The 23,563-nt window shown below is 65.3% G+C and carries 25 protein-coding genes; 11 read left to right on the forward strand and 14 right to left on the reverse strand.

Annotated features, from left to right (window positions below; genetic code table 11):
* Positions 1-92: 92 nt before the first annotated feature.
* Positions 93-452: a hypothetical protein gene (locus ABCR88_RS18045; RefSeq protein WP_169891825.1), complete on the reverse strand. Its 360-nt coding sequence runs from the start codon at positions 450-452 to the stop codon at positions 93-95.
* A 205-nt stretch (positions 453-657) separates the two neighbouring features.
* Between ABCR88_RS18045 and ABCR88_RS18050 the strand changes: the two genes are divergently transcribed.
* The 6 genes from ABCR88_RS18050 to ABCR88_RS18075 are packed head-to-tail and all read left to right on the forward strand — an operon-like array spanning position 658 to position 6,730.
* Positions 658-3,576: a monovalent cation/H+ antiporter subunit A gene (locus ABCR88_RS18050; protein WP_011060907.1), complete on the forward strand. Its 2,919-nt coding sequence runs from the start codon at positions 658-660 to the stop codon at positions 3,574-3,576.
* Positions 3,576-3,920 carry a Na+/H+ antiporter subunit C gene (locus tag ABCR88_RS18055; RefSeq protein ID WP_011060906.1) on the forward strand — a complete coding sequence of 115 codons (345 nt, stop codon included), beginning with the start codon at positions 3,576-3,578 and terminating at the stop codon, positions 3,918-3,920. The genes ABCR88_RS18050 and ABCR88_RS18055 overlap by 1 nt, the downstream gene beginning before the upstream one ends.
* A complete protein-coding gene (locus tag ABCR88_RS18060) occupies positions 3,917-5,605 on the forward strand; it encodes a monovalent cation/H+ antiporter subunit D (protein ID WP_015635327.1) in 1,689 nt (562 codons plus the stop codon). The genes ABCR88_RS18055 and ABCR88_RS18060 overlap by 4 nt, the downstream gene beginning before the upstream one ends.
* Positions 5,602-6,090, forward strand: a complete 489-nt coding sequence (locus ABCR88_RS18065; protein WP_350024018.1) for a Na+/H+ antiporter subunit E — start codon at positions 5,602-5,604, stop codon at positions 6,088-6,090. Before ABCR88_RS18060 ends, ABCR88_RS18065 begins: the two co-directional genes overlap by 4 nt.
* Complete coding sequence (locus ABCR88_RS18070) at positions 6,087-6,365, forward strand: K+/H+ antiporter subunit F (RefSeq protein ID WP_011060903.1); 279 nt, start codon at positions 6,087-6,089, stop codon at positions 6,363-6,365. Before ABCR88_RS18065 ends, ABCR88_RS18070 begins: the two co-directional genes overlap by 4 nt.
* Complete coding sequence (locus tag ABCR88_RS18075; RefSeq protein ID WP_011060902.1) at positions 6,362-6,730, forward strand: Na+/H+ antiporter subunit G; 369 nt, start codon at positions 6,362-6,364, stop codon at positions 6,728-6,730. The genes ABCR88_RS18070 and ABCR88_RS18075 overlap by 4 nt, the downstream gene beginning before the upstream one ends.
* Before the next feature lie 137 nt (positions 6,731-6,867).
* Here the strand turns inward: ABCR88_RS18075 and ABCR88_RS18080 are convergent, their stop codons facing one another.
* Positions 6,868-7,305, reverse strand: a complete 438-nt coding sequence (locus ABCR88_RS18080; protein ID WP_019094294.1) for a DUF3995 domain-containing protein — start codon at positions 7,303-7,305, stop codon at positions 6,868-6,870.
* Between the two features lie 96 nt (positions 7,306-7,401).
* Here ABCR88_RS18080 and ABCR88_RS18085 point away from each other — a divergent pair, with 96 nt between their 5' ends.
* Positions 7,402-7,788, forward strand: coding sequence for a DUF2946 domain-containing protein (locus tag ABCR88_RS18085; protein ID WP_026020110.1), 387 nt, complete (start codon positions 7,402-7,404; stop codon positions 7,786-7,788).
* Between the two features lie 87 nt (positions 7,789-7,875).
* Positions 7,876-10,011 (forward strand): TonB-dependent receptor, encoded by a 2,136-nt coding sequence (locus tag ABCR88_RS18090; protein ID WP_350402943.1) that lies wholly within the window; start codon positions 7,876-7,878, stop codon positions 10,009-10,011.
* Positions 10,012-10,072: 61 nt separating this feature from the next.
* On the opposite strand, the gene ABCR88_RS18095 is transcribed toward ABCR88_RS18090, so the two are convergent.
* From ABCR88_RS18095 to ABCR88_RS18105, 3 genes are all read right to left on the reverse strand, one after another.
* Entirely contained in the window at positions 10,073-11,086 is a 1,014-nt protein-coding gene (locus tag ABCR88_RS18095) for an ABC transporter substrate-binding protein (protein WP_325985940.1), read from the reverse strand.
* Positions 11,087-11,222: 136 nt separating this feature from the next.
* Positions 11,223-11,426, reverse strand: coding sequence for a hypothetical protein (locus tag ABCR88_RS18100; RefSeq protein ID WP_015635322.1), 204 nt, complete (start codon positions 11,424-11,426; stop codon positions 11,223-11,225).
* The gene (locus ABCR88_RS18105) at positions 11,426-11,896 is read right to left on the reverse strand and encodes a hypothetical protein (RefSeq protein ID WP_325985939.1); all 471 of its coding nucleotides are present in this window, start codon (positions 11,894-11,896) and stop codon (positions 11,426-11,428) included. Before ABCR88_RS18105 ends, ABCR88_RS18100 begins: the two co-directional genes overlap by 1 nt.
* 545 nt (positions 11,897-12,441) lie before the next feature.
* On the opposite strand from ABCR88_RS18105, the gene ABCR88_RS18110 reads away from it, so the two are divergent.
* The 3 genes from ABCR88_RS18110 to ABCR88_RS18120 all read left to right on the forward strand — a co-directional run bounded on the left by ABCR88_RS18110 (position 12,442) and on the right by ABCR88_RS18120 (position 13,494).
* Positions 12,442-12,729, forward strand: a complete 288-nt coding sequence (locus tag ABCR88_RS18110; protein ID WP_210456806.1) for a hypothetical protein — start codon at positions 12,442-12,444, stop codon at positions 12,727-12,729.
* A gap of 78 nt (positions 12,730-12,807) precedes the next feature.
* The gene (locus ABCR88_RS18115) at positions 12,808-13,170 is read left to right on the forward strand and encodes a hypothetical protein (RefSeq protein ID WP_171820706.1); all 363 of its coding nucleotides are present in this window, start codon (positions 12,808-12,810) and stop codon (positions 13,168-13,170) included.
* 84 nt (positions 13,171-13,254) lie between these two features.
* Positions 13,255-13,494, forward strand: coding sequence for a DUF2789 domain-containing protein (locus tag ABCR88_RS18120; RefSeq protein ID WP_011060895.1), 240 nt, complete (start codon positions 13,255-13,257; stop codon positions 13,492-13,494).
* Here ABCR88_RS18120 and ABCR88_RS18125 read toward each other — a convergent pair.
* The 9 genes from ABCR88_RS18125 to iolD form a co-directional block, all read right to left on the reverse strand.
* Positions 13,491-13,709, reverse strand: coding sequence for a hypothetical protein (locus tag ABCR88_RS18125; protein WP_041117759.1), 219 nt, complete (start codon positions 13,707-13,709; stop codon positions 13,491-13,493). The genes ABCR88_RS18120 and ABCR88_RS18125 overlap by 4 nt on opposite strands.
* Positions 13,710-13,830: 121 nt before the next feature.
* Positions 13,831-15,456: a methyl-accepting chemotaxis protein gene (locus tag ABCR88_RS18130; RefSeq protein ID WP_350024017.1), complete on the reverse strand. Its 1,626-nt coding sequence runs from the start codon at positions 15,454-15,456 to the stop codon at positions 13,831-13,833.
* Positions 15,457-15,615: 159 nt separating this feature from the next.
* The gene (locus tag ABCR88_RS18135; RefSeq protein ID WP_011060892.1) at positions 15,616-16,020 is read right to left on the reverse strand and encodes a TraR/DksA family transcriptional regulator; all 405 of its coding nucleotides are present in this window, start codon (positions 16,018-16,020) and stop codon (positions 15,616-15,618) included.
* Positions 16,021-16,441: 421 nt separating this feature from the next.
* Positions 16,442-17,464: an ABC transporter permease gene (locus ABCR88_RS18140; RefSeq protein ID WP_011060891.1), complete on the reverse strand. Its 1,023-nt coding sequence runs from the start codon at positions 17,462-17,464 to the stop codon at positions 16,442-16,444.
* Positions 17,465-17,495: 31 nt separating this feature from the next.
* Positions 17,496-19,043: a sugar ABC transporter ATP-binding protein gene (locus ABCR88_RS18145; protein ID WP_350024016.1), complete on the reverse strand. Its 1,548-nt coding sequence runs from the start codon at positions 19,041-19,043 to the stop codon at positions 17,496-17,498.
* A gap of 66 nt (positions 19,044-19,109) precedes the next feature.
* Positions 19,110-20,036: a sugar ABC transporter substrate-binding protein gene (locus tag ABCR88_RS18150; protein WP_011060889.1), complete on the reverse strand. Its 927-nt coding sequence runs from the start codon at positions 20,034-20,036 to the stop codon at positions 19,110-19,112.
* A gap of 41 nt (positions 20,037-20,077) precedes the next feature.
* Complete coding sequence (locus tag ABCR88_RS18155; RefSeq protein ID WP_011060888.1) at positions 20,078-20,323, reverse strand: hypothetical protein; 246 nt, start codon at positions 20,321-20,323, stop codon at positions 20,078-20,080.
* A gap of 213 nt (positions 20,324-20,536) precedes the next feature.
* Positions 20,537-21,547, reverse strand: a complete 1,011-nt coding sequence (locus tag ABCR88_RS18160; protein ID WP_350402951.1) for a Gfo/Idh/MocA family oxidoreductase — start codon at positions 21,545-21,547, stop codon at positions 20,537-20,539.
* A 34-nt stretch (positions 21,548-21,581) separates the two neighbouring features.
* Positions 21,582-23,519 carry a 3D-(3,5/4)-trihydroxycyclohexane-1,2-dione acylhydrolase (decyclizing) gene (gene iolD / locus ABCR88_RS18165; protein WP_350402953.1) on the reverse strand — a complete coding sequence of 646 codons (1,938 nt, stop codon included), beginning with the start codon at positions 23,517-23,519 and terminating at the stop codon, positions 21,582-21,584.
* Positions 23,520-23,563: the final 44 nt, after the last annotated feature.

Consider the following 23,563-nt stretch of genomic DNA (forward strand, 5'->3'; position numbering starts at 1 on the left):
GCCTACGGCTGGCTGGGGTAGTGGTGGGGACTGTAGGAGCCGGCTTGCCGGCGAAGGTGCTCTTGCAGGCGCTCTCGCTGATAGGCCAGCGCCTACAGTGCGGGGTCCCCGGGGGCATAGAGCCAGGTGGGGACGGTCAGGGAGCCCTTGTGCTTGGGCTCCAGCAGTACCCGGTCATTTTCAGGCTCGCCGTGATAGTAGAAGTAGGCGTGGTAGAGCGCATGCCCCTCGGCAAAGGCGCGGTCGAAATAGAGCACCGTGCCCGGCGGCAACACATAGTTGCGCTCATCCCCCTGCGGGCCTTCGATGACCAGCGCCTGGCGGGTCTTGAGCATGTCGGGGCGGTCCAGATAATGCTCCAGGCCAATGCCCGATGCCGCACCAAAGGCGGTGAACAGCACGGCGAACGCGCCCCGTCGAAACAGCCGGCCCAAGGCCGATCCTTTAATCATGTGCACCCTTGTCGATCCTTGTGGCGGCTTGAGCTGGGCAGGGCATTTGCCCCACAGCACCCGGTGAACGGGCGCATCAGGCATTTGTCTCCTACCTTTGAAAGCGTATGTAACATTTCTTAGGGGGCCCGGGCCGCGCATGGCGGTTGGTGATCCAGGGCCTGGCACGTATTATGCGTCATACTTTTCCGCAGATTAGAAGCCTATGTCCCTGATAGTTCTACTGCTTCTGCCATTCATCGGCAGCTGTCTGGCGGCCCTGTTGCCGCACAACGCACGTAACACCGAATCTCTGCTGGCCGGCCTGGTGGCACTCATTGGCACCATCCAGGTGGCTCTGCTGTACCCACAGATCGCCGATGGCGGGGTGATTCGCGAGGAGTATGCCTGGCTGCCGAGCCTGGGGCTGAACTTCGTGCTGCGCCTGGACGGCTTCGCCTGGCTGTTCTCGCTGCTGGTGCTGGGCATCGGCAGCCTGGTGGCGCTCTACGCGCGTTATTACATGTCGCCGCAAGATCCGGTGCCGCGTTTCTTCGCCTTCTTCCTGGCCTTCATGGGGGCCATGCTCGGCCTGGTGATTTCCGGCAACCTGATCCAGATCGTGTTCTTCTGGGAGCTCACCAGCCTCTTCTCCTTCCTGCTGATCGGCTACTGGCACCACCGCTCCGATGCCCGCCGCGGCGCCTACATGGCGTTGATGGTCACCGGTGCCGGGGGCTTGTGCCTGCTGGCCGGGGTCATGCTGCTCGGCCATGTGGTGGGCAGCTACGACCTGGACCAGGTACTGGCTGCCGGAGACAAGATACGCGCCCACGCACTCTACCCGATCCTGTTGCCCCTGATCCTGCTGGGCGCCCTGAGCAAGAGCGCGCAGTTCCCCTTCCATTTCTGGCTACCCCACGCCATGGCCGCACCGACCCCGGTCTCGGCCTACCTGCACTCGGCGACCATGGTCAAGGCCGGGGTGTTTCTCCTGGCCCGCCTGTGGCCGTCGTTGTCCGGCACTGAAGAATGGTTCTACATCGTCAGCGGCGCCGGGGCCTGCACCCTGGTGCTGGGCGCCTACTGCGCGATGTTCCAGAACGACCTCAAGGGCCTGCTGGCCTATTCCACCATCAGCCACCTGGGGCTGATCACCCTGCTGCTGGGCCTGAACAGCCCGCTGGCCGCGGTGGCGGCGGTGTTCCACATTCTCAACCACGCCACGTTCAAGGCCTCGCTGTTCATGGCGGCCGGGATCATCGACCACGAAAGCGGCAGCCGTGACATCCGCAAGCTCAACGGCCTGATCAAGCTGATGCCCTACACCGCGACCCTGGCCATGGTGGCCAGCGCCTCCATGGCCGGGGTGCCGCTGCTCAACGGCTTCCTGTCCAAGGAGATGTTCTTCGCCGAGACGGTGTTCATCAACTCCAGCGCCTGGGTGGAAATCGCCCTGCCGGTGATCGCTACCATCGCCGGGACCTTCAGCGTCGCCTACGCCCTGCGCTTCACGGTCGACGTGTTCTTCGGCGAACCGGCCACCGACCTGCCGCACACGCCCCACGAGCCGCCGCGCTGGATGCGTGCCCCGGTTGAACTGCTGGTGTTCACCTGCCTGCTGGTGGGGATCTTCCCGGCGCAGATCATCGGCCCGCTGCTGGCCGCCGCGGCGCTGCCGGTGGTGGGCGGAACCCTGCCCGAGTACAGCCTGGCCATCTGGCACGGCCTCAATGCCCCGATGATCATGAGCCTGATCGCCATGTCCTGCGGCATCGTCCTCTACCTGCTGCTGCACAAGCCGCTGGTGGCGGGCCGTTTCGCCTACCCGCCGGGCGTGGGCCGTCTCAACGGCAAGCTGTTGTTCGAGCGCAGCCTGGTGGGCATGACCCGCCTGGCCCGGCGCCTGGAACGCCGGTTGAGCACCAAGCGCCTGCAGACCCAGCTGTTCGTGCTGATCCTGGCGGCGGTGATCGCCGGGCTGATCCCCATGCTCTACAGCCAGCTGACCTGGGGCGACCGGCCGAAGATCCCCGGTTCCATCGTCTTCGTGACCTTCTGGCTGCTGGCCATCGCCTGCGCCCTGGGCGCCGCCTGGCAAGCCAAGTACCACCGTCTGGCCGCCCTGACCATGGTCAGCGTCTGCGGGCTGATGACCTGCGTGACCTTCGTCTGGTTCTCGGCGCCGGACCTGGCCCTGACCCAGCTGGTGGTGGAAGTGGTGACCACGGTGCTGATCCTCCTCGGCCTGCGCTGGCTGCCACGGCGGATCGAGGACGTCTCGCCCCTGCCCAGCAGCGTGCCCAAGGCGCGCATCCGCCGCCTGCGTGACCTGAGCCTGTCGGTGGCCGTGGGCCTGGGCATGGCAGTGCTGTCCTACGCCATGCTGACCCGCCCCACCCCCAACGACATTTCCTCGTTCTACCTCAGCCGCGCCCTGCCCGAAGGCGGCGGCACCAATGTGGTCAACGTGACCCTGGTGGACTTCCGCAGCTTCGACACCCTGGGCGAGATCACCGTGCTGGCGGCGGTGGCCCTGACCGTATTCGCCCTGCTGCGCCGCTTCCGCCCGCCCAAGGAAAGCATGCAGTTGCCGGCGCAGCAGCGCCTGCTGGCCCCGGACGTGGTCACCGACCTGGTCAACCCGCGCCAGGCCAGCGACACCGCCCTGGGCTTCATGATGGTGCCGGCGGTGCTGGTGCGCCTGCTGCTGCCGATTGCCCTGGTGGTGTCCTTCTACCTGTTCATGCGCGGGCACAACCTGCCGGGCGGCGGTTTCGTCGCCGGGCTGGTGATGTCGGTAGCCTTCATCCTCCAGTACATGGTGGCGGGCACCCAGTGGGTCGAGGCCCAGATGAGCCTGCGGCCGCTGCGCTGGATGGGCACCGGGCTGCTGGTTGCCCTGGCCACCGGCCTCGGCGCCCTGGCCTGGGGCTACCCGTTCCTGACCACCCACACGCTGCATGTGGACCTGCCGCTGTTCGGTGATATCCACATCGCCAGCGCGCTGTTCTTCGACATCGGCGTGTACGCCGTGGTGGTGGGTGCGACCCTGCTGATCCTCACGGCCCTGGCGCACCAGTCGGTGCGGGCCCACAAGCCGGCCAGCCAGGCCAAATCCCTGACTCAGAACGGAGCCGCCTGATGGAAGAAGTCATCGCAATCGCCATTGGGGTCCTCGCCGCTTCCGGAGTCTGGCTGGTGCTGCGCCCGCGGACCTTCCAGGTGGTGATGGGCCTGTGCCTGCTGTCCTATGCGGTCAACCTGTTCATCTTCAGCATGGGCAGCCTGTTCATCGGCAAGGAGCCGATCGTCAAGGACGGGGTGCCCCAGGACCTGCTGCACTACACCGACCCGCTGCCCCAGGCGCTGGTGCTCACGGCCATCGTCATCAGCTTCGCCATGACTGCGCTGTTTCTGGTGGTGCTCCTGGCTTCCCGGGGCCTGACCGGCACCGACCACGTCGATGGCCGGGAGCCCAAGGAATGAATCCGTTGTCGCACCTGATCGTCGCCCCCATCCTCCTGCCGCTGCTGACCGCGGGCATCATGTTGCTGCTGGGGGAAAAGCATCGCCCGCTGAAAGCCCGGATCAACCTGCTCTCCACCCTGCTGGGCCTGTGCCTGGCGGGCTACCTGCTGTACTGGACCCAGGTCCAGGGCGCCACCGGCTCCTTCGGCGTGTACCTGCCCAGCAACTGGCAGGTGCCGTTCGGCATCGTGCTGGTGGTCGATCGCCTGTCGGCGCTGATGCTGGTGCTCACCGGTATCATCGGGGTCAGCGCGCTGCTGTTCGCCATGGCCCGCTGGGACGGCGCCGGGGCCAGTTTCCATGCCCTGTTCCAGATCCAGCTGATGGGCCTCTACGGGGCCTTCCTGACCGCCGACCTGTTCAACCTGTTCGTGTTCTTCGAGGTGCTGCTGGCGGCGTCCTACGGCCTGATGCTGCACGGCTCGGGGCGCGCGCGGGTGTCTTCGGGGCTGCACTACATCACCATCAACCTGCTGGCCTCGTCGCTGTTCCTGATCGGCACGGCGATGATCTACGGGGTCACCGGGACCCTGAACATGGCCGACCTGGCGATGAAGATCCCCCTGGTGCCGGAAGCCGACCGCGGCCTGCTGCACGCCGGTACGGCGATCCTGGCGATCGCCTTCCTGGCCAAGGCCGGGATGTGGCCACTGAACTTCTGGCTGGTGCCCGCCTACTCCTCGGCCAGCGCGCCGGTGGCGGCACTGTTCGCCATCATGACCAAAGTCGGTGTGTACACCGTACTGCGCCTGTGGACCCTACTGTTCTCCGGGCAAGCCGGGGCCTCGGCCTATTTCGGCAGCCAGTGGCTGGTGTACGGCGGCATGGCGACGATCTTCTGCGCGGCCCTGGCGATTCTTCCGGCCCAGCGCCTGGAGCGCATGGCCAGCCTGAGCATCCTGGTGTCGGCCGGCATCCTGATCTCGGTGATCGGCTTCGCCCAGCCGGCCCTTACCGGCGCGGCGCTGTTCTACCTGTTCAGCTCGACCCTGGCGATGTGCGCGCTGTTTTTGCTGGCAGAACTGATCGAGCGCTCGCGCTCGGCCAACGAGATCCCCCTGGAGGATGAAGGCGAGATCCTGCCGCGGCCCATGGAGTCGCTGCACCCGCCACGGGGCAGCAACCTCGACGATGAACAGAAAGTGGTGGTCGGCCAGGTGATCCCCTGGACCATGGCCTTCCTCGGCCTGAGCTTCATCGCCTGCGCCTTGCTGATCATCGGCATGCCGCCGCTATCGGGCTTCATCGGCAAGCTCAACCTGATTGCCGCCCTGCTCAACCCCGAGGGCCTGGGGGCCAGCGAGGGCGCGCCGATCACCCCGGCGGCCTGGTGCTTCCTGGCGCTGTTGATCCTCTCGGGCCTGGCCTCGCTGATTGCCTTTGCCCGCCTGGGTGTGCAGCGTTTCTGGACCCCGGAGGAACGCCCTTCGCCGGTGCTGCGGCGCCTGGAGTGCCTGCCGATCGTGGCGCTGCTGGGGCTCTGCGTGCTGCTCAGCTTCAAGGCCGAGCCGTTGCTGCGCTTCACCCAGGCCACCGCCGACAGCCTCAACCACCCGGAGCATTACGTGATGGCGGTGCTGGGCACCCGCACCGTGCTCAGCCCTGAATCCAAGACCGCAGCGGCAGTGGAGGTGCACCCATGAAGCGCCTGTTCCCCGCGCCATTCCTGTCCCTGGCACTGTGGCTGCTCTGGCTGGTGCTGAACCTGTCCCTCAGCCCGGGCAACCTGCTGCTGGGCGCCCTGCTGGGCTTTCTCGCGCCGCTGCTGATGCAGCCCCTGCGGCCCCTGCCGATCCGCATCCGCCGCCCGGGCACCATCCTGCGCCTGTTCCTGGTGGTGGGCCGCGACGTGCTGGTGTCCAACCTGCTGGTGGCCTGGGGCGTGCTCAACAACGGCCGGTGCCCGGTGCACTCGGCCTTCGTCAAGATCCCCCTGGACCTGCGGGATGCCAATGGCCTGGCGGCGCTGTCCACCATCACCACGGTGGTGCCGGGCACGGTCTGGTCCGAGCTGTCCCTGGACCGCAGTCTGCTGTTGCTGCACGTCTTCGACCTGAAGGACGAGGCGCAATTCATCCAGCACTTCAAGGCCACGTACGAGCGCCCGCTGATGGAGATTTTCGAATGAGTGTCCTGCTGACCAACGCGATCTTGCTGAGTCTGTTCATTTTCTCCCTGGCCATGGTCCTGACCCTGGTGCGCCTGTTCAAGGGCCCCTCGGCCCAGGACCGGGTTCTGGCGCTGGACTACCTGTACATCCTGGCGATGCTGATGATGCTGGTGCTGGGCGTGCGCTACGCCAGTGACACCTACTTCGAGGCGGCGCTGCTGATCGCCCTGTTCGGCTTTGTCGGCTCCTTCGCCCTGGCCAAATTCCTTCTGCGTGGCGAGGTGATCGAATGAACAGCCTGGAACAATTGCCACTCTGGGTGGAAGTGCTGGTGGCCCTGTTGCTGGTGATCAGCAGTGTGTTTGCCCTGATCGGGGCCCTGGGCATCCTGCGCATGAAAAGCTACTTCCAGCGCATGCACCCGCCGGCCCTGGCCTCCACCATGGGCTCCTGGGCCGTGGCCCTGGCATCGATCCTGTACTTTTCCGCGCTCAAGTCCGGGCCGGTGCTGCACGCCTGGCTGATCCCGGTGCTGATGTCCATCACCGTACCGGTGACCACCCTGCTGCTGGCGCGGGCCGCGCTGTTCCGCAAGCGCATGGCCGGCGACGATGTGCCGGCGGAAATCAGCAGCAAACGCAGCGAAACCGGCAACTGAGCACATCCGCTGCACCTAGGAGCCGGCTGCCGGCGACGAGGTCCGTGAGCCTTGCGGTGACTTCGAAAACGCCTTCGCTGGCAAGCCAGCTCCTGCACCAGCCAGTTCCTGCACTGGCCAGCGCCAGGTGACTGCCCTCAGGCCCAGGCCAGCACCAGCAACCCGGCCCCCAGCACCACGCACAGGGGGGAATAGAACAGGGTGTCGAGGCGGGCGAATTTCGAATCCCGGACTTCCTTGAAAAAACCCACCAGCTCGGAGTCGCCGATGGCCCGGGCGAACATCAGCAAGGCAATGGCGCTGATCACCCACTGCAGAGACGGGTGGGTCACCGTCGGCAGGTAGAGCCCGACCCTCAGGCACACCAGCATCGCCACCAGCAACAAAGCCACTGCCACCAGCATCGTGGCCAGGGCCGGCGGGCGGAACGCCGGCTGGGTCATGCCGGGCCCCGGCCCCGGCACCTCGGGGATCACCGCATCACTGCCACGCTTGCCACCCGCAGCCCAGTACAGATGGATCAGACTGATCAACAGGAAGCTGCCAGCCACCCCCTGTGCGAGCAGAAGATTCATGTTCAGACGTCCGTGCAGAAAATGTCGCTGAAGAATGGACTCGATTGACCGTTTTTGTAAGTACGTTCGTCGCCTTCGATGATAAAGTGCCGCCCCATGAAATTTGCCCGTTCTGATCGCTCGCTCGTTGCCTGGATGCTCTATTGCTGCGTCCTGTTCAACGTGTTCGCCTGCAGCATCGGCCACGGGCAGATGCTCGGCATGCAGCTCAACGGCATCGGCGGGCAGTTCTGCAGCGTCGACCCTGCCACCCAGGCGCCGCTGCAGAAACCGGCCGACCAGGGCTCCCTGCCCACTCTCTCCAAGGCATTCGGTTGCCCGCTGTGCTCCACCGGCGGCATGGGCCCGGCCCTGAACTCCAGCCTCACCCTGGCCCTGCTGCCGCAGCCCCAGGCCCCGCCTGCGCGCACCCTGGCCAAGACCGACCTCCCCGCCCGCTCCACCTGGCCCGCGGCCCATCCCCGGGCACCGCCTCTCGCCTGATTCCTGCTCGTGCTCAACCTGCCCACTGCGCTGTCGCGCGGCGCGCGTTCGTGGGCCTTTTCCTAGCCAAGAATTCAGGATGCACCGATGAAACACCTTCCTTTGCTGGCGAGCCTGCTGGGCTGCCTGTCGATCAATGCCTGGGGCCAGCCGAGCCTCGAACTGGCCCCCACCACCATCGGCGCCGATGAGGCCGATGCCGAGCCGGGCCTGAACCTGGACCAGTCCAGCGGCATGGCCTCGCGCCTGGGCCTGAGCCTGCGCGAAACCCCGGCCTCGGTGGCCGTGGCCAGCCGCCAGGACCTGGAGCAACGCGGCGCCCGCACCTTCCAGGAAGCGGCCAACGCCCTGCCCGGGGTCAACGCCAGTGCGCCGCCGGGGTTCGGCGGCTTCGTCTCCTACCGTGGCTTCACCAGCAGCCAGATCACCCAGATGTTCAACGGCATCAACGTCGCCACCGGCCTGGCCCGGCCCGTGGACGCCTGGATCTACGACCGGGTGGAACTGGTGGGCGGCCCCTCGTCGCTGATCAATGGCGCCGGCTCCGTGGGCGGTTCGCTGAACTACGTGACCAAGCTCGCGGACCGCCGCGAACAGGCTGCCGAAGGCCTGCTCGGCTACGGCAGCTACGACACCACGCAGACCGCTTTCGGGGTCAACCACGCCCTCAGCCCGGCCGGCGCCGAGGTGCAGCACTACGCGCGCTTGGACGTCAGCCACAACACCAGCAACGGCTACATCGACCGCCAGGAAAGGGATGCCTGGAGCCTGGCCTTCTCCCTGCTCAGCGACCTGACCCCGGACCTGTCCCACACCCTGGCGGTGGAATACCAGGATGAACACGAGGACAGCCCCTACTGGGGCACCCCGGTGCTAAGCCCCAAGGCCGGTGAGCTGAAGATCGACAAGCACAACCGCTTCAACAACTACAACGTCGCCGATGGCCTGTATGAGCAACGCACGGTGTGGCTGCGCTCGATCATCGACTACCGGATCAACCCCAGCACCAGCCTGCGCAACACCCTCTACCACCTGGACAGCCAGCGCGACTATCGCAACCTGGAGACCTACCAGTACAACGCCGACAACAGCCGGGTGAACCGCTCGACCGCCTACCTGGTACGGCACCAGGGCCAGCAGGACGGCAACCAGTTCGAACTGCGCCACGACGATCAGCTGTTCGGCCTCGACACCACCTGGTCCGGGGGTTTTGAGTACAAGGTCAACAGCACCACCAACTCGCCCTGGAACGTGCCGGCCAGCAACAGCATCGATCCCGGCAACTTCCAGCCGGGGTACTTCTATGACCTGAAGGGCACCCGCCAGGGCTGGGCCAAGGACAAGACCAACCAGGTCACCACCCGCGCCCTGTTCGTCGAGAACCGCCTGGCCCTGACCGACGAGCTGTCACTGCTCAGCGGCCTGCGCTACGACGCCATCGGCCTGGACGTGACCAACCACCGGCTGATCACCGCCAGCAACCCGCGCCACCTCAAGCGCAGTTGGGAACCGGTCACCGGGCGCCTGGGCCTGACCTGGCAGTTCCTGCCCAACGCCAATGTCTACGTGCAGTACAGCACCGCCGCCGAGCAGCCCAGTGGCACTCAGAACTTCGAGGTATCCACGGGCAAGCAATGGGAAGTGGGCAGCAAGTTCGACTACCTGCAAGGACGGGGTTCGGCGACCGTTGCCGCCTATCGCATCGAGCGCAAGGACTTTGCCGTCACCGATCCCCTGGACCCGGCCAACAGCATCCCGGTGGGCCAGCAGACCTCCAGGGGCATCGAGCTGGCCAGTTCCCTGCACATCACCCCCAAGCTACTGGCTCAAGCCAACTTCGCCTGGGTAGATGCCGAGTACGGCGAGTTCAACGAGAAGATCGCCAGCGGCGCGGTGGTCTCCCGCAAGGGCAACACGCCGACCAACGTACCGGACCGGCTGGCCAACCTGTGGCTGACCTATGACCTGTCGCCCAACTGGCAGACCGGGGTCGATGCGCGCTACGTGGCCTCGGTATACGCCGACAACGCCAACACCCTGCGGATGCCCGCCTACACCCTGTACGGCAGCTTCCTGCGCTACAAGGTCGACAGCCACACCACAGTGACCGGCCGCGTGCGCAACCTGACCAACGAGGTCTATGGCCAGTTCGCCCATGTGTCCCCGGCGTACTACCTGGGCCAGCCGCGTACCTTCGAGGTGGCGGTGCAGACCCGCTTCTGACCCCCTGCCCTGCACCCGCCGGGCGCAAGGTTCAAGGGCCCATTCGCCGGCACGCCGGCGCCTACAAGGTGGCGGCGATCTTGTCCGCCACGTCCCGAGGCACCCAGGTGCGCCAGACGTCAGGGTGCTGCTTGAGGAAGGCCCGGGCCACGTCCCGCGGGGCGCTGTGGTTCTCGCTCATCTGCGCCAGGGCGCGGTTCAGGGGCTCGATGGGCAGGTCGACCTTGGCGAAGAACTGCGCCAGTTGCGGGTACTGCTTCTGGAATGGCGTGGACACCCCGATCGACAACCTGGAGGCCAGGGAACGGGTTGGCCGGGGGTTGGGGTTGGCGGCGTCGGTCAGGGTCTTCCAGGCTTCGGCGTCAAAGGGCGGTTCTTGCAGTTGCACCAGCTTGAAGCGCCCGAGCAGCGGCGTGGGCGACCAGTAGTAGAACAGGATCGGCTTGCCGCGACGGATCGCCGAGCTGATCTCCGCATCCAGGGCCGCTCCGGAACCGCTGCGAAAATTCACGTAGCTGTCCTGCAGGCCATAGGCCTTGAGCTTCTGCTGGTTGACGATCTCCGAGGTCCAGCCGATCGGGCTGTTGAGGAAACGCCCCTTGTCCGGGCTCTCCGGGTCCTTGAACACGTCCTTGTAGCGGGCCAGGTCGGTCACGCTGCGCAGCTCCGGCGCCAGGGGCTTTATACCCTTGGCCGGGTCGCCCTTGATCACGTATTCCGGCACCCACCAGCCTTCGGTGGCGCCCTTGACCGTATCCCCCAGGGCCTGCACCTTGCCTTCGGCCTCGGCCTTGACCCACACCGGGCTGCGCCCCGCCCACTCTTCGCCGATCACCTGGATGTCGTTGTTGGCCAGGGCCGTTTCCAGGGTGATGGTGGTGCCGGGCAAGGTGTCGGTGGGCAAGCCATAGCCCTGCTCCACCATGATCCGCAGGATCTCGGTGATCAGGCTGCCGCTTTCCCAGTTCAGGTCGGCGAAATGAATCGGTTGCGGCGCCGCCACAACCGGCTGCGCCGTACTCAGGGCGGCAAGGCTCAACAGGCTGCTGGCCAGCAGCGCGCGGATTCCTTTCATCGGGGTACACCTCTTGGGTCAGGACCTGGGCCACAGGGGCAGGCAGCGCCTAAGCGCACGGCCCCCAAAGCATTAAGTCAACTGACTGTAGTAGAGGTTCAGTAGTTTCAACCCCAGGCCCTTCCCGGATGGCCGCTCAAGAGGCCGGAGGCTCCTGCAACCGCTGCAACTCGCGGCGCACCATGCTGGCGTAGGCCGCCGGACGCAGGTTGTACAGCTGGGCGGCGACCCAGTTCAGCCAGGCGCCCTGGAGCACGGTCTTCTGCGCGAACAGGCGCTGGGCTTCAGCGCTTGCGGCCTGTTGATGCTCATGGTGAAACGCGGCGCGGCCCTGGCTCATCACTCGCTGGCCTTGAAGCTCACCAGTTCGCCCTTGCGCCATTTGGCGGCCTTGGCGGTCACCGCCTTGAGGGTCTTGGTCAGGCCTTCCTGCAACTGCTCGTTGGCGGCAAACACGGTCACCACCGAATGGCCTTCCTTGAACAGGATGCCCTGCCCCAGGGGGCTGCTGACAAAGGCGTAGTCGCCCAGGCCGTAGACCGTCAGCTTGATCTCGCGAAAGCGGATCTCCATCTTGCCGCCTTCACGGCTGGGCAGCACGGCGGCGCGAAAATGATCGCCGACCTTGAGTTCAAGGCGCGGCTTGTCGTCCACCACCAGGGCCGCCTCGGTGTCGATCTCGGCGACGTAGATGCCTTCGGCGGACTGTTCGGTGAGGTAGACAAAACGAGATTGGAACTGCTTGACCAGCTTTGCGCGCAAATCACCCAACACGAACAATGCATGCATTTCAAGATTACTTACTGCCAAGGAACACTCCCCGATACTCAAAATGATGTCGCCCGGAGAAAAACGGACGGCACGAAAAAACCGCCATGACGGCGTAGTCACCCCAATCGGTTACCCAATACACACAAGTGCAGCTGGCACTCCTGGCCACGACGCTGGCGGCGGCACTGAGCAAGGGGCATTTCGCCGATGCATCAGGCACATGTCGAAGGCGTGAGGAGTGAGCTCTGACCCGCAAAGCGTGGCGGCGCGTCGTCGGGGGTGGGTGCTGGAACAGGCCTGCTGGCCGGATGCACCCGGGTCACGATTCCCCCGGTCGGCAGCCACTTCGGGTTGCAGAGGCAATTCTAGAGCAACTTTGTGCATTTCGACTATTTAAAGCGCACACCTGATTCGCGCGCACCCACTTCAGCAAAAGCCGGAGTTGGCGCGCAGCCGGTAATATTACCCAGCAACAGAAGCAGGAAGTTTCAGATTAGATCATCAGAATAATCGCCACCTAGAATCCAAATGATATAACTCAGCCCGCCATCACCCAACAACTGCCATACTCCGCCATTGATTGAATGCCCCCCTCTTGGGGGGCGTTCAAGCACTCACTCATCTCCAAGGGAAGGCTAGAAGTGACCGAACTAGATATTGGCGAGTTTTTCATTCGTGGCGAGTGCAGAGAAGTCGAAGGCGAGTTCCAGGCCGTGATTGCCATGCGCGCCAAACCCCCACTGACCCAGGTCACCTTCCACCAGGTGGAACGCGATCGCTGGTTCAAGACCCCGGAAGACGCTGCCGCGGCAGCCAGAGCGTCGGCCAAGGCCCTCAAGCAGGCCATCGACCAGGGCGCCCTGAACGCCTGACAGACAGCGCCAGTCAAGGATCCGACAGCGCGACCGATACAAAGGCGAGATCCGTTTAAGAGCATCATGATGATCGACTTGAAACCCCCATCTCGCCTGGCCGACTTCCTCAAGCCGGATCCAAGCACTGCGGTACTGGAAGCCTCGGACGATGGCGAGACCCTGGTCCTGAGCCGCTCCAGCGCGCAAACCCCGGAAGAGGCGCTGTTGCTGGCGAAGAAGAAACGCATCCGCCAACTGAAAAAGCAGATCGAGCTGCTGCAACAGAAACTGCAGCGGGCCAAGGCCCGCCTGGCCACGGTCAAGGAAGCCAGTTCCGGCTCCGACACCGGCCGGGCCATGGCCCTGTCGTCCGCCCGGGCCCAGGTCATGGCCTACAGCACTGCCCTGTCCATGGCCCAGACGGCGTTGTTCCAGGCCGAGAGCGGCACCCTGGCCTGAACCCTTGGATCGAACTTGCGCGCCTGCCATGCCTCAGATGCACTGAGGCAGCGCCGGTGCTGCCCGTCACCCAAGGAGATCACCATGGAAGCGCCCACCCATAACCTCGAAGGGCTGTTCGACCAGTTGGGCCTGGATTCCAGCCCCGCCGCCATCGATGGTTTCATCGCCCGGCACTCGCCCCTGGACGAAGACCTGAAAATGATCGACGCCCCCTTCTGGACGCCCCAGCAAGCGGCCTTTCTCAAACAGCAACTGCGCGAAGACGCCGACTGGGCGCCCGTGGTGGACGAGCTCAACCTGCGCCTGCACCAGGCCGGTTAAGCCGAATGCCGCAGGTGCCGGCCGCCGGGCAGCAGCACCTGCAGCTGCTGCTGCCAGGCCAGCCGGCACTCCTCGGCCTCGGCGCGGCTGGCAAAGGCCGTGCCGCGCTGTTCGCCATTGACCAGAACCACCCAGCACGCACGACGGCCCTCGGCCCGCAGGCTGGCTGGCACGCCGCTGCCAATCATCACCGCTACATCGACTTTGCTGTACATGGCGCTACCTCCAGAAAATTAGTTAGCTGCCTAACGATGTTGGCATACTAACTAACTTGCCGGCCCCTGGAACAGCCTGTTCCTGCATTGCAGCGTTACCGATAGCGTAACAATGGAGGCCTCAGCCCTTGCCCGAGCCTGGCGCCTGCTCGGGTTTGTAACCCAGGCGCAGCCCGCCCCAATGCCGGCCGCAGACCATGATCGGCACCGAAAGGTCATGCATCAGCTCGCCAGTATCCCGGGTATAGGTCTGCAGAAGCAGCGGTTGCTGGTGGCTGCCACAGCGGATCCCCGTGCGGTCGGCGAACTTGCGCTTGCTGCGGTTATGCAGGTTGTCCACCTCGGGGTCGCCGGTCAGCGGCTGGGAAAAAACCTTGTTGTGGGTCGGCACGTAGCCTTCCTGGGTACAGGCGATGGCGAACACCAGGCCATCGTGGCGCGGCAGCAGGGATTCCTGGATCGGCGGCAGCACCTGATCGGTGTAGCGGTCGAAGCGGGTCTGGTATTTGGCCGGGTCGGTGTTGGCGATCAACTGGTAGTGACGATCGAACAGATCGTCGAGGCTGATGCGGTTCTGCTCCAGATCGGCCTCGAACTGCTCGGCAATGCGCCGCGCGCCTTCGCGGGCCAGGTCGTAGATGCGCTGGTGATAGTCATCCAGGCCCACCGCCGCCAGGCGTTCGCTGATGGTTTCCGCCTGCCCTTCCATCTGCACCGCGGCCTGCGCCAGGCTGCGGGTCTGCTGGTCGCTGACCGCCAGGTCGCTGCGCATCTGCTCCACGGCATGAAACAGGCTGTCCAGTTGCTCGCGGTTGGTCTCGGCGCCCCGGGCGATCTCGCTGACCTGCCCTTCCACCCCGGCCGCCAGGCGCGCGATGTTGTCCAGGTGACGACCGGTGTGCTCCACCTGCTCGACCCCCAGGTTGAGGTCGTCGGCCAGCTGGCGGATCTGCTCCACCACGTCGCTGGTACGCTGCTGGATATCCGCCACCATCACCCCGACCTCGTCGGTGGCCGCGGCGGTGCGCCCGGCCAGCCCGCGCACCTCATCGGCCACCACCGCGAAACCGCGCCCGTGTTCCCCGGCCCGGGCGGCCTCGATGGCCGCATTCAGCGCCAGCAGGTTGGTCTGGCTGGCGATGGACTGGATCACCAGGGTCACCCGCTGGATCTCCTCGCTGCGCTGGCTCAGGGCCTCGATCAGCTCACGGCTGCCATTGGCGCGCTGGCTGAGCAGGTGCATGCGGCTGATGGATTCCCCCAGCACCGTGCGCCCTTCGGCGCTGCTGGCGTGGGCCTCGCTGGCGGCGCCCAGGGCCTGCTGGCTGAGTTGGGAGGTGACCTGCTCGGTCTTGATCATCACTTCGGCGTTGCCGACGATGCGCGCGGCGGCGTCGAGCTGGGATTGCAGCTTGCCTGCCAGTTGGGTCACCGAGTAGGCCACGCCCGCCGCGGACAGTGCGTTATGGGTGGTGCTGTAGGACAGGTCGCGGGTCAGCGCCGACAACTGCTGGTCAGCCGTCGCGTTCGTCACCAGGGGCCGCCCGCGCCCGCGCAACCGCGGCAGCCAGATCACCAGCACCGCCACGGGCAGGCACAGGTACAGCGACCAGCCGCCCAGGGCCTGGCCGGCGAACAGCGCCATCAGCGCCGCGCTCTGCAAGGACGGCGTCCACCAGCGGGCGGCGGTTTCGGGTGTTGCCAGCGGCTGCGCGACCGGCGCCGCTAGAGATCCATCTCTTGACATCTGTGTCACCCCACATCGTTCTAATTGTTTGCGGCATTAGACGCCACTAGAGGGCCATTATCCATGGTCCCTTAGTCGCGGGTTTGCAGCAGATCAAGAGAATGTGCGGGCGGGCACTGCCCAAAAAAACAGAGCCCCCGCTGTGGCGGGGGCTGGCGATCAGGCTTGACGCTGATGCTTGTCGATCTGCTCGTGGCGCTCTTGGGCCTCGATGCAGTACTTGGTGGTGGGGCTGATCAGCAGGCGCTTGAGGCCGATCGGCTCGCCGCTGTCGTCGCACCAGCCGAAGCTGTCGTCGCTGATCCGGCCCAGGGCCTGTTCCAGTTGCGGCAGCATGCGCTGGTCGCGATCAATGGCGTTGACCAACCAGGTGCGCTCTTCTTCGACGGAAGCGGCGTCGGCCGGGTCAGCCGGGGTGTCCAGGCTTTCAATGGCGATCCGGTTCTGTTCGATGCGCTCGTGGGTTTCCACCTTCATGGCTTGCAACAGGTCGCTGAAAAAAGCGTGCTGCTCGGCATTCATGTAGTCATCCGCCGGCATGGCCAGCAACTTTTCCTTGGTCATTGATTTCTCTATAAAAAATACGTGCATTAAGGCGAATTCAAACTGTTTCCGGTTGACCCGTCAGGTCATCAGAAAGGCGCCATACCTTCCAAGCGCCACCCGGCACTCAATTTACGAGGGGCGGCAGTCTAAGGCCGGTTTGAGGGCGCAGCAACTGAAATGACAGCGAATCTGTCCGACAAACCGCACAAAGCCCGCAAATGCGGGCTTTGGTGGCGTTTATTGGAGTGCGTTTATAACAAAAAATTCCATAGCCATGGGTCTGTTAGAAGACAAACGGCAGTGCCGGACGGCGGATTCTGGCCGTTTTCAACGATTTCCAGGGGCACCGGCCGGCGGAGAGACCGTTGGAGCGGGCCAGGGCTCGGGGGCGTGTTCGCTGGCACGCCGGCTCCTGCACCAGCCGGCGCCTCTCCCCTGCTCAGCGCTTGAGCTTGCGCTTGTTGCGGTACTGGTCGATGACCACCGCCACCACGATGATCAGGCCCTTGATGATGTCCTGGATGTAGGCATCGACCCCGACAAAGGTGAAGCCACTGGCCATGACCCCGAGGATCAGCGCGCCGATCACGGTGCCAGTGATGCGCCCCACCCCGCCGGCCAGGCTGGTGCCGCCGATCACTGCCGCGGCAATCGCGTCCAGCTCGTAGGACATGCCCATCCCCGCCTGACCGGTGGCCGCACGTGCCGAGGCCACCACCCCGGCCAGCCCCGCCAGCAGCCCGGCAATGCTGTAGACAATCACCAGGTGGCGCTTGACGTTGATCCCCGAGGTCCGCGCCGCCTGCATGTTGCCGCCGATGGCATAGGTGTACTTGCCGTACTTGGTGTAGCGCAGGGCGATATGAAAGATCAGCGCCACCACCAGGAAGATCACCACCGGCATCGCCCCGTGGCCGATGGCGGTGTAGGAATCGGAGAGCATGCTCACCGGCTGCCCCTGGGTGTAGTAACGCGCCAGCCCCCGGGCCGAGACCATCATCCCCAGGGTGGCAATAAAGGGAGGAATGCCGGTCAGGGCAATCACACTGCCGTTGATCGCCCCCGCCAGGAGGCCGACCCCGAGCCCGGCCAGCACCGGGATCCACACCGGCAGGTCGGTCAGGGATGGAAACACCGCCCGGGTGAAGTCCGAGGTCTGGGCCAGGCTTGCGGCAATCATCGCCGACAGGGCCAGCACCGAACCGGAAGACAGGTCGATGCCAGTGGTGATGATCACCTGGGTCACGCCGATGGCCAGCAGGCCGATCACCGAGACCTGGAGAATCATCAGCACCAGGCGCTGGGAATTGAGCAGGAAACTCTGGTCGCGCACGATCCAGCCAAACAGCTCGAACACCAGGCCGATACCGATCAGTACCAGGAAGATGCTCAGCTCGGTGGGCAGTCGTCGCCGGGGCTTGACTGCCACCGCCGCGGGTTTGTTGTCGATTATCGCGTTCATTGCCAGCCACCACCCTTGGGTTGAATGTCGTCTAGTTCAGGCCCGAAGCCAGTTGCATGACCCGTTCCTGGGTCGCCTCGTTACGGTCCAGGGTGCCCATCAGCTGCCCTTCGTGCATGACCATGACCCGGTCGCTCATGCCCAGCACCTCGGGCAATTCCGAGGAAATCATGATCACCGCCATGCCCTCACCGGCCAGACTGGCGATCAGGCGGTAGATCTCGGCCTTGGCCCCCACGTCAATGCCCCGGGTCGGCTCGTCGAGAATCAGGATCCGCGGCTGGGTCATCAGCCAGCGCGCCAGCAGGGCCTTCTGCTGATTGCCCCCGGACAGGGTGTCGATGCATTGCTCCAGGGACGGGGTCTTGACCCGCAGCTTCCTGCACATGTCCTCGCACAAGGCGCGCAAGGCCTTCTGCTGGACAAAACCGCCGCCGGCGTAGTGCGGCAGTACCGCCACTTCCATGTTTTCCAGGACCGACAGGCAGGGGAACAGGCCACTGAGCTTGCGATCCTCGGTCAGCAGGGCAAGGCCCTTCTCGATCGCCCGGTGCGGGTCGCCGATGCGCAGGGGCTGGCCGTCGAGGACAATCTCACCGCCATCGCTTGGGGTAATGCCGAACAGGGTTTCGGCGACATTGGTCCGCCCCGAGCCCATCAGCCCGGCAATGCCGAGGATCTCCCCGGCATGCAGGTCGAACGACACCCCGGCGAACACCCCGTCCAGGCGCAGGTCGCGCACTTGCAGCAGGCGCTCGCCCACCGGCTGCTGTCGCTGGGGAAACAACTGGCTCAGCTCGCGCCCCACCATCATCGAGATCAGGCTGTCGCCGTCCAGGCTGTCGGCCCGTTGCAGGCCGATGTAGGCGCCATCGCGAAACACCGCCACCTCATCGGCGATGGAGAACACTTCGTTCATCTTGTGGGTGATATAGACGATGCCCTTACCCTGGGCCTTGAGGTCGGCAATGATCGAGAACAGGTGCGCCACCTCCTTGTCGGTGATGGCCGAGGTCGGCTCGTCCATGATCAGCACGTCGGAGTCATAGGACACCGCCTTGGCGATCTCCACCATCTGGCGCTCGGCGATGCTCAGGTTGCCCACCTGCTCCTCGGGGTCCAGTTCGATGCGCAGGCGCGCCAGCAAGGCGGCGGTGCAGCGGTGCATTTCCCGGTGGTCGATCAGGCCCAGGCGGTTCTGTTGCTCGCGGCCGATCCAGATGTTCTCGGCGATGCTCATGTGCGGCATCAGGTTGAGTTCCTGGTGGATCATGGCGATCCCCGCCTGCAGCGCCGCCAGCGGCGTGGCGAAGGTCACCGGCCGGCCCTTGAGGCGCAGTTCGCCGGAATCGGGCTGATAGATGCCCGCGATGATCTTCATCAGGGTCGACTTGCCGGCACCGTTTTCGCCCATCAGCGCCAGGACCGTGCCGGGGCGTACCCGCAGTTGCACGTTGGCCAGGGCCACCACCCCGGGAAAGCCCTTGCTGACATTCAGCACTTCCAGCAGGTAGGGCTCCTGGGGCGCCACGGCCGGGCTCAGGGAGTGCAGGCTCGAAGCAGAAGCACAAGCGTTCATGATCAGCTACTCCAGCGGCCGGGCAGCCAGCGCCGCCCGGCCCGTGTGTGATTGAAGGGCCGGCGCCTACTTGAACTGGGCGACCGTTTCCGGGGTGATCAGGCGGTAGGGAATCCACACCGCGGCGTCCACCGGCTGCTTGTTGGCCATCTTCACCGCGGTTTCCACCGAGCCGTCGGCCTGGCCCTTGGCGTCCTGGAACACCGACACCGCCAGCTCGCCGCGCTGCACCGCGCGCAGCCCGTCGGGGGTGCCGTCGACCCCGGCGATCAGCACGCTGCCCTTGGCCACACCGGCCTGGTTCAGGGCCATGGCCGCACCGATGGCCATCTCGTCGTTGTTGGCCACCACCGCATTGAACTCGCGGCCCTGGGTCAGCCAGTCGTTGACCAGGGTCATGCCCTTGTCCCGCAGCCACACGCCGGTCTGTTCCTGGTCGACCTTGATCCCGGGGTACCGGGCCAGCACCTCCTTGACCCCCTTGGTGCGATTGGTGGTGGAGTTGTTCGCCAGGTCGCCGAGAAGGATCACGATGCTGCCCTTGCCGCCCATTTTCTCGGCCAGGTACTGCATCTGCATCTTGCCTGCCTCCAGGTCGTCGGAGGCCACGGTGACCACACCCTTGGGCAGGTTCAGGTCGTCCGGGCGACGGTTGACGTAGACCAGGGGAATCCCGGCCTTGACCGCCGCCTCGGTGATCTTGCGAGTGGCGGCGGTATCCACCGGGTTGACCACGATGGCGTCGACCTTCTGGCTGATGAAGCTTTCCACCTGGCTCAGCTGCTTGACCACGTCACTGCGGGCGTCCTCGAACTGCAACTGCACGCCTTCGGGCATGGACCTGGCCTTCTGGTCCATGGACTCACGCAGGTAGGTCAGCCAGGTGTCGTCGAACTGCGACATGCTCACGCCGATGCGCACCTGGGCCAGCGCCGCGCCACTGAACAGCATCAGCGACAGGGCAAGACACGCCACTCGGTTCTGAATGTTCATTAAGAGTCGTTCTCCACATGCTTGTTGGTGGGTGGCCGTGCTCAGGCCGGCGAATACAGGACCGGGGCCCCGGGCATGCAGCCCAGCAGCGCGCCCTGGTGTTCGACACACAGGCCGCTGAGCAGGGTCAATAAACGAGAGGACCAGGGAGTGACGGGCAGATCGCGGGAGGCGGCGCCCCGGGTACGGGACAGCCATTGCAGAGCAGAGCGGAAGGTTTTCATCGACGGCACCTGTTTGTTCTTGTTGGTGGGTTCTCCAGGGCTCAAGCGGGGCTTGAAGGCCATGGGAACCTTGTAGGGTCGGCTACCTGGAAACGACTTTATTGGAAAATAATTTCTATATCAACTCATTTTAGAATTTTACTGCAATTGCATTTCCAGCAGCCAGATCCCTCGCTTCCCGCAGGACACGGCTTGCCGGCGAAGGGGCCCGCACGCCTTACAGCGCCCTGGAAAACACCTTCGCTGGCAAACCGGCGCCTACAGAAATCCCGGGGTTCAGGCGTAGAGCGCCGGGCGCTGGGGCAGGCTGATGGGGACGATCACCCCGCTCTGCTGGGCCTCGATGCAGGCGTCGGCCGCCACCGCCGCGGCCAAGCCGTCCCAAGCCGAGGGCCCACCCACCCGGCCAGCGCGCACGCCATCGACAAAGGCCTGCAGCTCGACGTCATAGGCGGCGATGAAGCGCTCCTTCCAGTCCATCAGGATCGCGCTGGACAGGCTGGCCGCGCTGCGCAGCTGGACCTGGGGCGGCTCCGGCAGGCGGGCGATGCCGCTCTCACCCACCACTTCGCACTGGATGTCGTAGCCGTACTGGCAGTTGACGAAGATCTCCACGTCAATCCGCGTGCCCCGGGCGGTTTCCAGCAGCACGATCTGCGGGTCGCGCAGTTGAGCGTGGGCCTTGCCGGTCTTGCGCGGGAACAGCACCTGCACCGACACATAGTCGTCCGCCAGCAGCCAGCGCAGCACATCCAGCTCGTGGATCAGGGTGTCGGTGATGGCCATGTCGGTCTTGTAGTTCTCCCCCACCCGCGGGTTGCGGTGAGCGCAGTGCAGCATCAGCGGCTCACCGATGCGTCCACTGTCCACCACCGCCTTGAGCGCCTGGTAGCCGGCGTCGTAGGGGCGCATGAACCCCACCTGCACCAGGCGCCGGCCGTGGGCAATCTCGGCCTCGACGATGCGCCGGCAGCCGGCGGCGGTCACCGCCAGGGGCTTTTCGCAGAACACCGGCTTGCCGGCGGCGATGGCCGCCAGCACGAACTCTTCGTGGCTCGGGCCCCAGGACGTCACCAGCAGCGCCTGGACCTCCGGCGCCTGGATCAGGGCATGGCCGTCGGGGTAGACCTCGGCCTCAAGCGTGAGCCCGGCCAGCACCCGGGCCGCCTGCTGCGGGTCGATGTCGGTCACCGCCACCACCCGGCAGCCCTGCAGGGTCTGGCTGCAACGCCGAATGTGATCCTGACCTATGGCACCAGTGCCGATAACGCCTAGCTGCAAAGACATGGGTGTACTCCTGTGGTTGTTCGGTTGGGGAGTTTCAGTACTGGCGCGCCTTGGCCAACTGCTGATCGATGGCGGCGGCCGCGGCGGCCACCTTCTCACTGCCGCTGACCTCGGCCACCGCCACATGCCACCAGGACAGGTAGCCGTGGAGCATGGTCTTGGGCAGCACCTTGATATCGATCAGGGTCGAGACCCGCTGCAGCCGGGCGTCCGCCAGGGCGGCGTGGAGCTGCTCCAGGTTCCTCACCTTGTAGGTCTTGCAGCCGTAGGCCGCGGCGCTCATGGCGTAGTCCACCGGGATCAGGCCACCGTCGAGCTGGTCGCTGTCTGGGTTGCGGTAGCGGAACTCGGTGGCGAAGCTGTCCAGGCCCTGGCCCAGCTGCAGGTTGTTGATGCAGCCGAAGGCCATGTTGTCCAGCAGCACCACGTTGATCTTGCGTTGCTCCTGGATCGAGGTCAGCAGCTCCGAATGCAGCATCAGGTAGGAGCCGTCGCCCACCAGGGCATAGACCTCGCGCTCGGGGGCGGCGAGCTTGACCCCCAGGGCCGCGGCAATTTCATAACCCATGCACGAATAGCCATATTCCACGTGGTAGGTGTTGAGCCCCTTGCTGCGCCAGCTGCGTTGCAGGTCCCCGGGCAAACTGCCGGCAGCGGCGACAATCACCGCATCGTCGGCCAGGGTCTGGTTGAGCACCCCCAGCACCTGGCTCTGGGTCAGGCAGGAGCCGGTCAGCTCGATGAACTCGCGCAGCACCGCCGGGTCCAGCGCGTCGTTGACCTCCGGCACAAAATCCTCACCCTGATAATGCACGCCGTGGACCCGCTCCAGCTCGGCATCCAGCTGCGCCCTGGCCTCGGCCACCCGAGTGCCCCAGCCGGCGCGGTAGGCGCTGCCGGCCAGGGCCTCGCCCAGTGCCTGCAAGCCGGCCCGGGCATCGGCCAGCAGTTGCACGCCATCGAGCTTCATGGCATCGCCGGGGTTGATATTGAGGTTGAGAAACTGCACCTGGGGGTGCTGGAACAGCCACTTGGACGAGGTGGTGAAATCGCTGTAGCGGGTGCCGACGCCAATGATCAGGTCGGCCTCCCGGGCCAGCAGGTTGGCCGCCAGGCAGCCGGTTTCACCGATGCCGCCCACGTTCAATGGATGGCTGGACAGCAGCGCGCTCTTGCCGGCCTGAGTCTCGGCCACCGGGATCGCGAAGCGCTCGGCAAAGGCCTGCAGGGCCTGGTTGGCCGCGGCGTACTTGACCCCGCCACCGCAGATCAGCAACGGCTTGCGCTTGCCCCGCAGCAGCGCCACGGCGTCCGCCAGCATCGCTTCGGTGGGGGGCCGCCGGTCGATGCGATGCACCCGTCGGGCGAAGAAGCTCAGCGGGTAATCGTAGGCCTCGGCCTGCACATCCTGGGGCAGCGCCAGGGTCACCGCGCCGGTCTGGGCAGGGTCGGCCAGCACCCGCATCGCCTGCAGCGCCGCGCTCATCAACTGCTCCGGGCGGTTGATCCGGTCCCAGTATTTGCTCACCGCCTTGAAGGCATCGTTGGTGCTGATGCCCAGGTCATGGAACTGCTCGATCTGTTGCAGCACCGGGTCCGGCTGGCGGCTGGCGAACACGTCGCCGGGCAACAGCAGCAAGGGAATGCGGTTGGCCGTGGCGGTGGCCGCGGCGGTCAGCATATTGGCCGCGCCAGGGCCCACCGAAGCGGTGCAGGCATAGACCTTGCGCCGCAGGTGCTGCTTGGCAAACCCGATGGCGGCATGGGCCATGCCCTGCTCGTTGCGGCCCTGGTGCACCCGCAATTGGCCCGGGTCCTGCTGCAGCGCCTGGCCGATGCCCAGCACATTGCCGTGGCCGAAGATCGTAAAGACCCCGGCAACGAACCGGCTCTGCTGCCCGTCCACCTCGACGTACTGGTTATCGAGGAATTTCACCAGGGCCTGGGCCATGGTCAGTCGAATCGTGCTCATCTGTGTTCCTTCAATGGCCATACAGCACTCTCACTGTTCTTTGT

The sequence above is a fragment of the Pseudomonas sp. W17 genome (genome assembly GCF_040268305.1).
GTDB classification, from domain to species: domain Bacteria; phylum Pseudomonadota; class Gammaproteobacteria; order Pseudomonadales; family Pseudomonadaceae; genus Aquipseudomonas; species Aquipseudomonas protegens.

What these genes read in the sequence shown, in the direction of transcription:
- ABCR88_RS18045 (WP_169891825.1), bottom strand. Translation starts at nt 452, where the DNA reads ATGATTAAAGGATCGGCCTTGGGCCGGCTGTTTCGACGGGGCGCGTTC.
- ABCR88_RS18050 (WP_011060907.1), top strand. Translation starts at nt 658, where the DNA reads ATGTCCCTGATAGTTCTACTGCTTCTGCCATTCATCGGCAGCTGTCTG.
- ABCR88_RS18055 (WP_011060906.1), top strand. Translation starts at nt 3,576, where the DNA reads ATGGAAGAAGTCATCGCAATCGCCATTGGGGTCCTCGCCGCTTCCGGA.
- ABCR88_RS18060 (WP_015635327.1), top strand. Translation starts at nt 3,917, where the DNA reads ATGAATCCGTTGTCGCACCTGATCGTCGCCCCCATCCTCCTGCCGCTG.
- ABCR88_RS18065 (WP_350024018.1), top strand. Translation starts at nt 5,602, where the DNA reads ATGAAGCGCCTGTTCCCCGCGCCATTCCTGTCCCTGGCACTGTGGCTG.
- ABCR88_RS18070 (WP_011060903.1), top strand. Translation starts at nt 6,087, where the DNA reads ATGAGTGTCCTGCTGACCAACGCGATCTTGCTGAGTCTGTTCATTTTC.
- ABCR88_RS18075 (WP_011060902.1), top strand. Translation starts at nt 6,362, where the DNA reads ATGAACAGCCTGGAACAATTGCCACTCTGGGTGGAAGTGCTGGTGGCC.
- ABCR88_RS18080 (WP_019094294.1), bottom strand. Translation starts at nt 7,305, where the DNA reads ATGAATCTTCTGCTCGCACAGGGGGTGGCTGGCAGCTTCCTGTTGATC.
- ABCR88_RS18085 (WP_026020110.1), top strand. Translation starts at nt 7,402, where the DNA reads ATGAAATTTGCCCGTTCTGATCGCTCGCTCGTTGCCTGGATGCTCTAT.
- ABCR88_RS18090 (WP_350402943.1), top strand. Translation starts at nt 7,876, where the DNA reads ATGAAACACCTTCCTTTGCTGGCGAGCCTGCTGGGCTGCCTGTCGATC.
- ABCR88_RS18095 (WP_325985940.1), bottom strand. Translation starts at nt 11,086, where the DNA reads ATGAAAGGAATCCGCGCGCTGCTGGCCAGCAGCCTGTTGAGCCTTGCC.
- ABCR88_RS18100 (WP_015635322.1), bottom strand. Translation starts at nt 11,426, where the DNA reads ATGAGCCAGGGCCGCGCCGCGTTTCACCATGAGCATCAACAGGCCGCA.
- ABCR88_RS18110 (WP_210456806.1), top strand. Translation starts at nt 12,442, where the DNA reads ATGCCCCCCTCTTGGGGGGCGTTCAAGCACTCACTCATCTCCAAGGGA.
- ABCR88_RS18120 (WP_011060895.1), top strand. Translation starts at nt 13,255, where the DNA reads ATGGAAGCGCCCACCCATAACCTCGAAGGGCTGTTCGACCAGTTGGGC.
- ABCR88_RS18125 (WP_041117759.1), bottom strand. Translation starts at nt 13,709, where the DNA reads ATGTACAGCAAAGTCGATGTAGCGGTGATGATTGGCAGCGGCGTGCCA.
- ABCR88_RS18130 (WP_350024017.1), bottom strand. Translation starts at nt 15,456, where the DNA reads ATGTCAAGAGATGGATCTCTAGCGGCGCCGGTCGCGCAGCCGCTGGCA.
- ABCR88_RS18135 (WP_011060892.1), bottom strand. Translation starts at nt 16,020, where the DNA reads ATGACCAAGGAAAAGTTGCTGGCCATGCCGGCGGATGACTACATGAAT.
- ABCR88_RS18140 (WP_011060891.1), bottom strand. Translation starts at nt 17,464, where the DNA reads ATGAACGCGATAATCGACAACAAACCCGCGGCGGTGGCAGTCAAGCCC.
- ABCR88_RS18145 (WP_350024016.1), bottom strand. Translation starts at nt 19,043, where the DNA reads ATGAACGCTTGTGCTTCTGCTTCGAGCCTGCACTCCCTGAGCCCGGCC.
- ABCR88_RS18150 (WP_011060889.1), bottom strand. Translation starts at nt 20,036, where the DNA reads ATGAACATTCAGAACCGAGTGGCGTGTCTTGCCCTGTCGCTGATGCTG.
- ABCR88_RS18155 (WP_011060888.1), bottom strand. Translation starts at nt 20,323, where the DNA reads ATGGCCTTCAAGCCCCGCTTGAGCCCTGGAGAACCCACCAACAAGAAC.
- ABCR88_RS18160 (WP_350402951.1), bottom strand. Translation starts at nt 21,547, where the DNA reads ATGTCTTTGCAGCTAGGCGTTATCGGCACTGGTGCCATAGGTCAGGAT.
- iolD (WP_350402953.1), bottom strand. Translation starts at nt 23,519, where the DNA reads ATGAGCACGATTCGACTGACCATGGCCCAGGCCCTGGTGAAATTCCTC.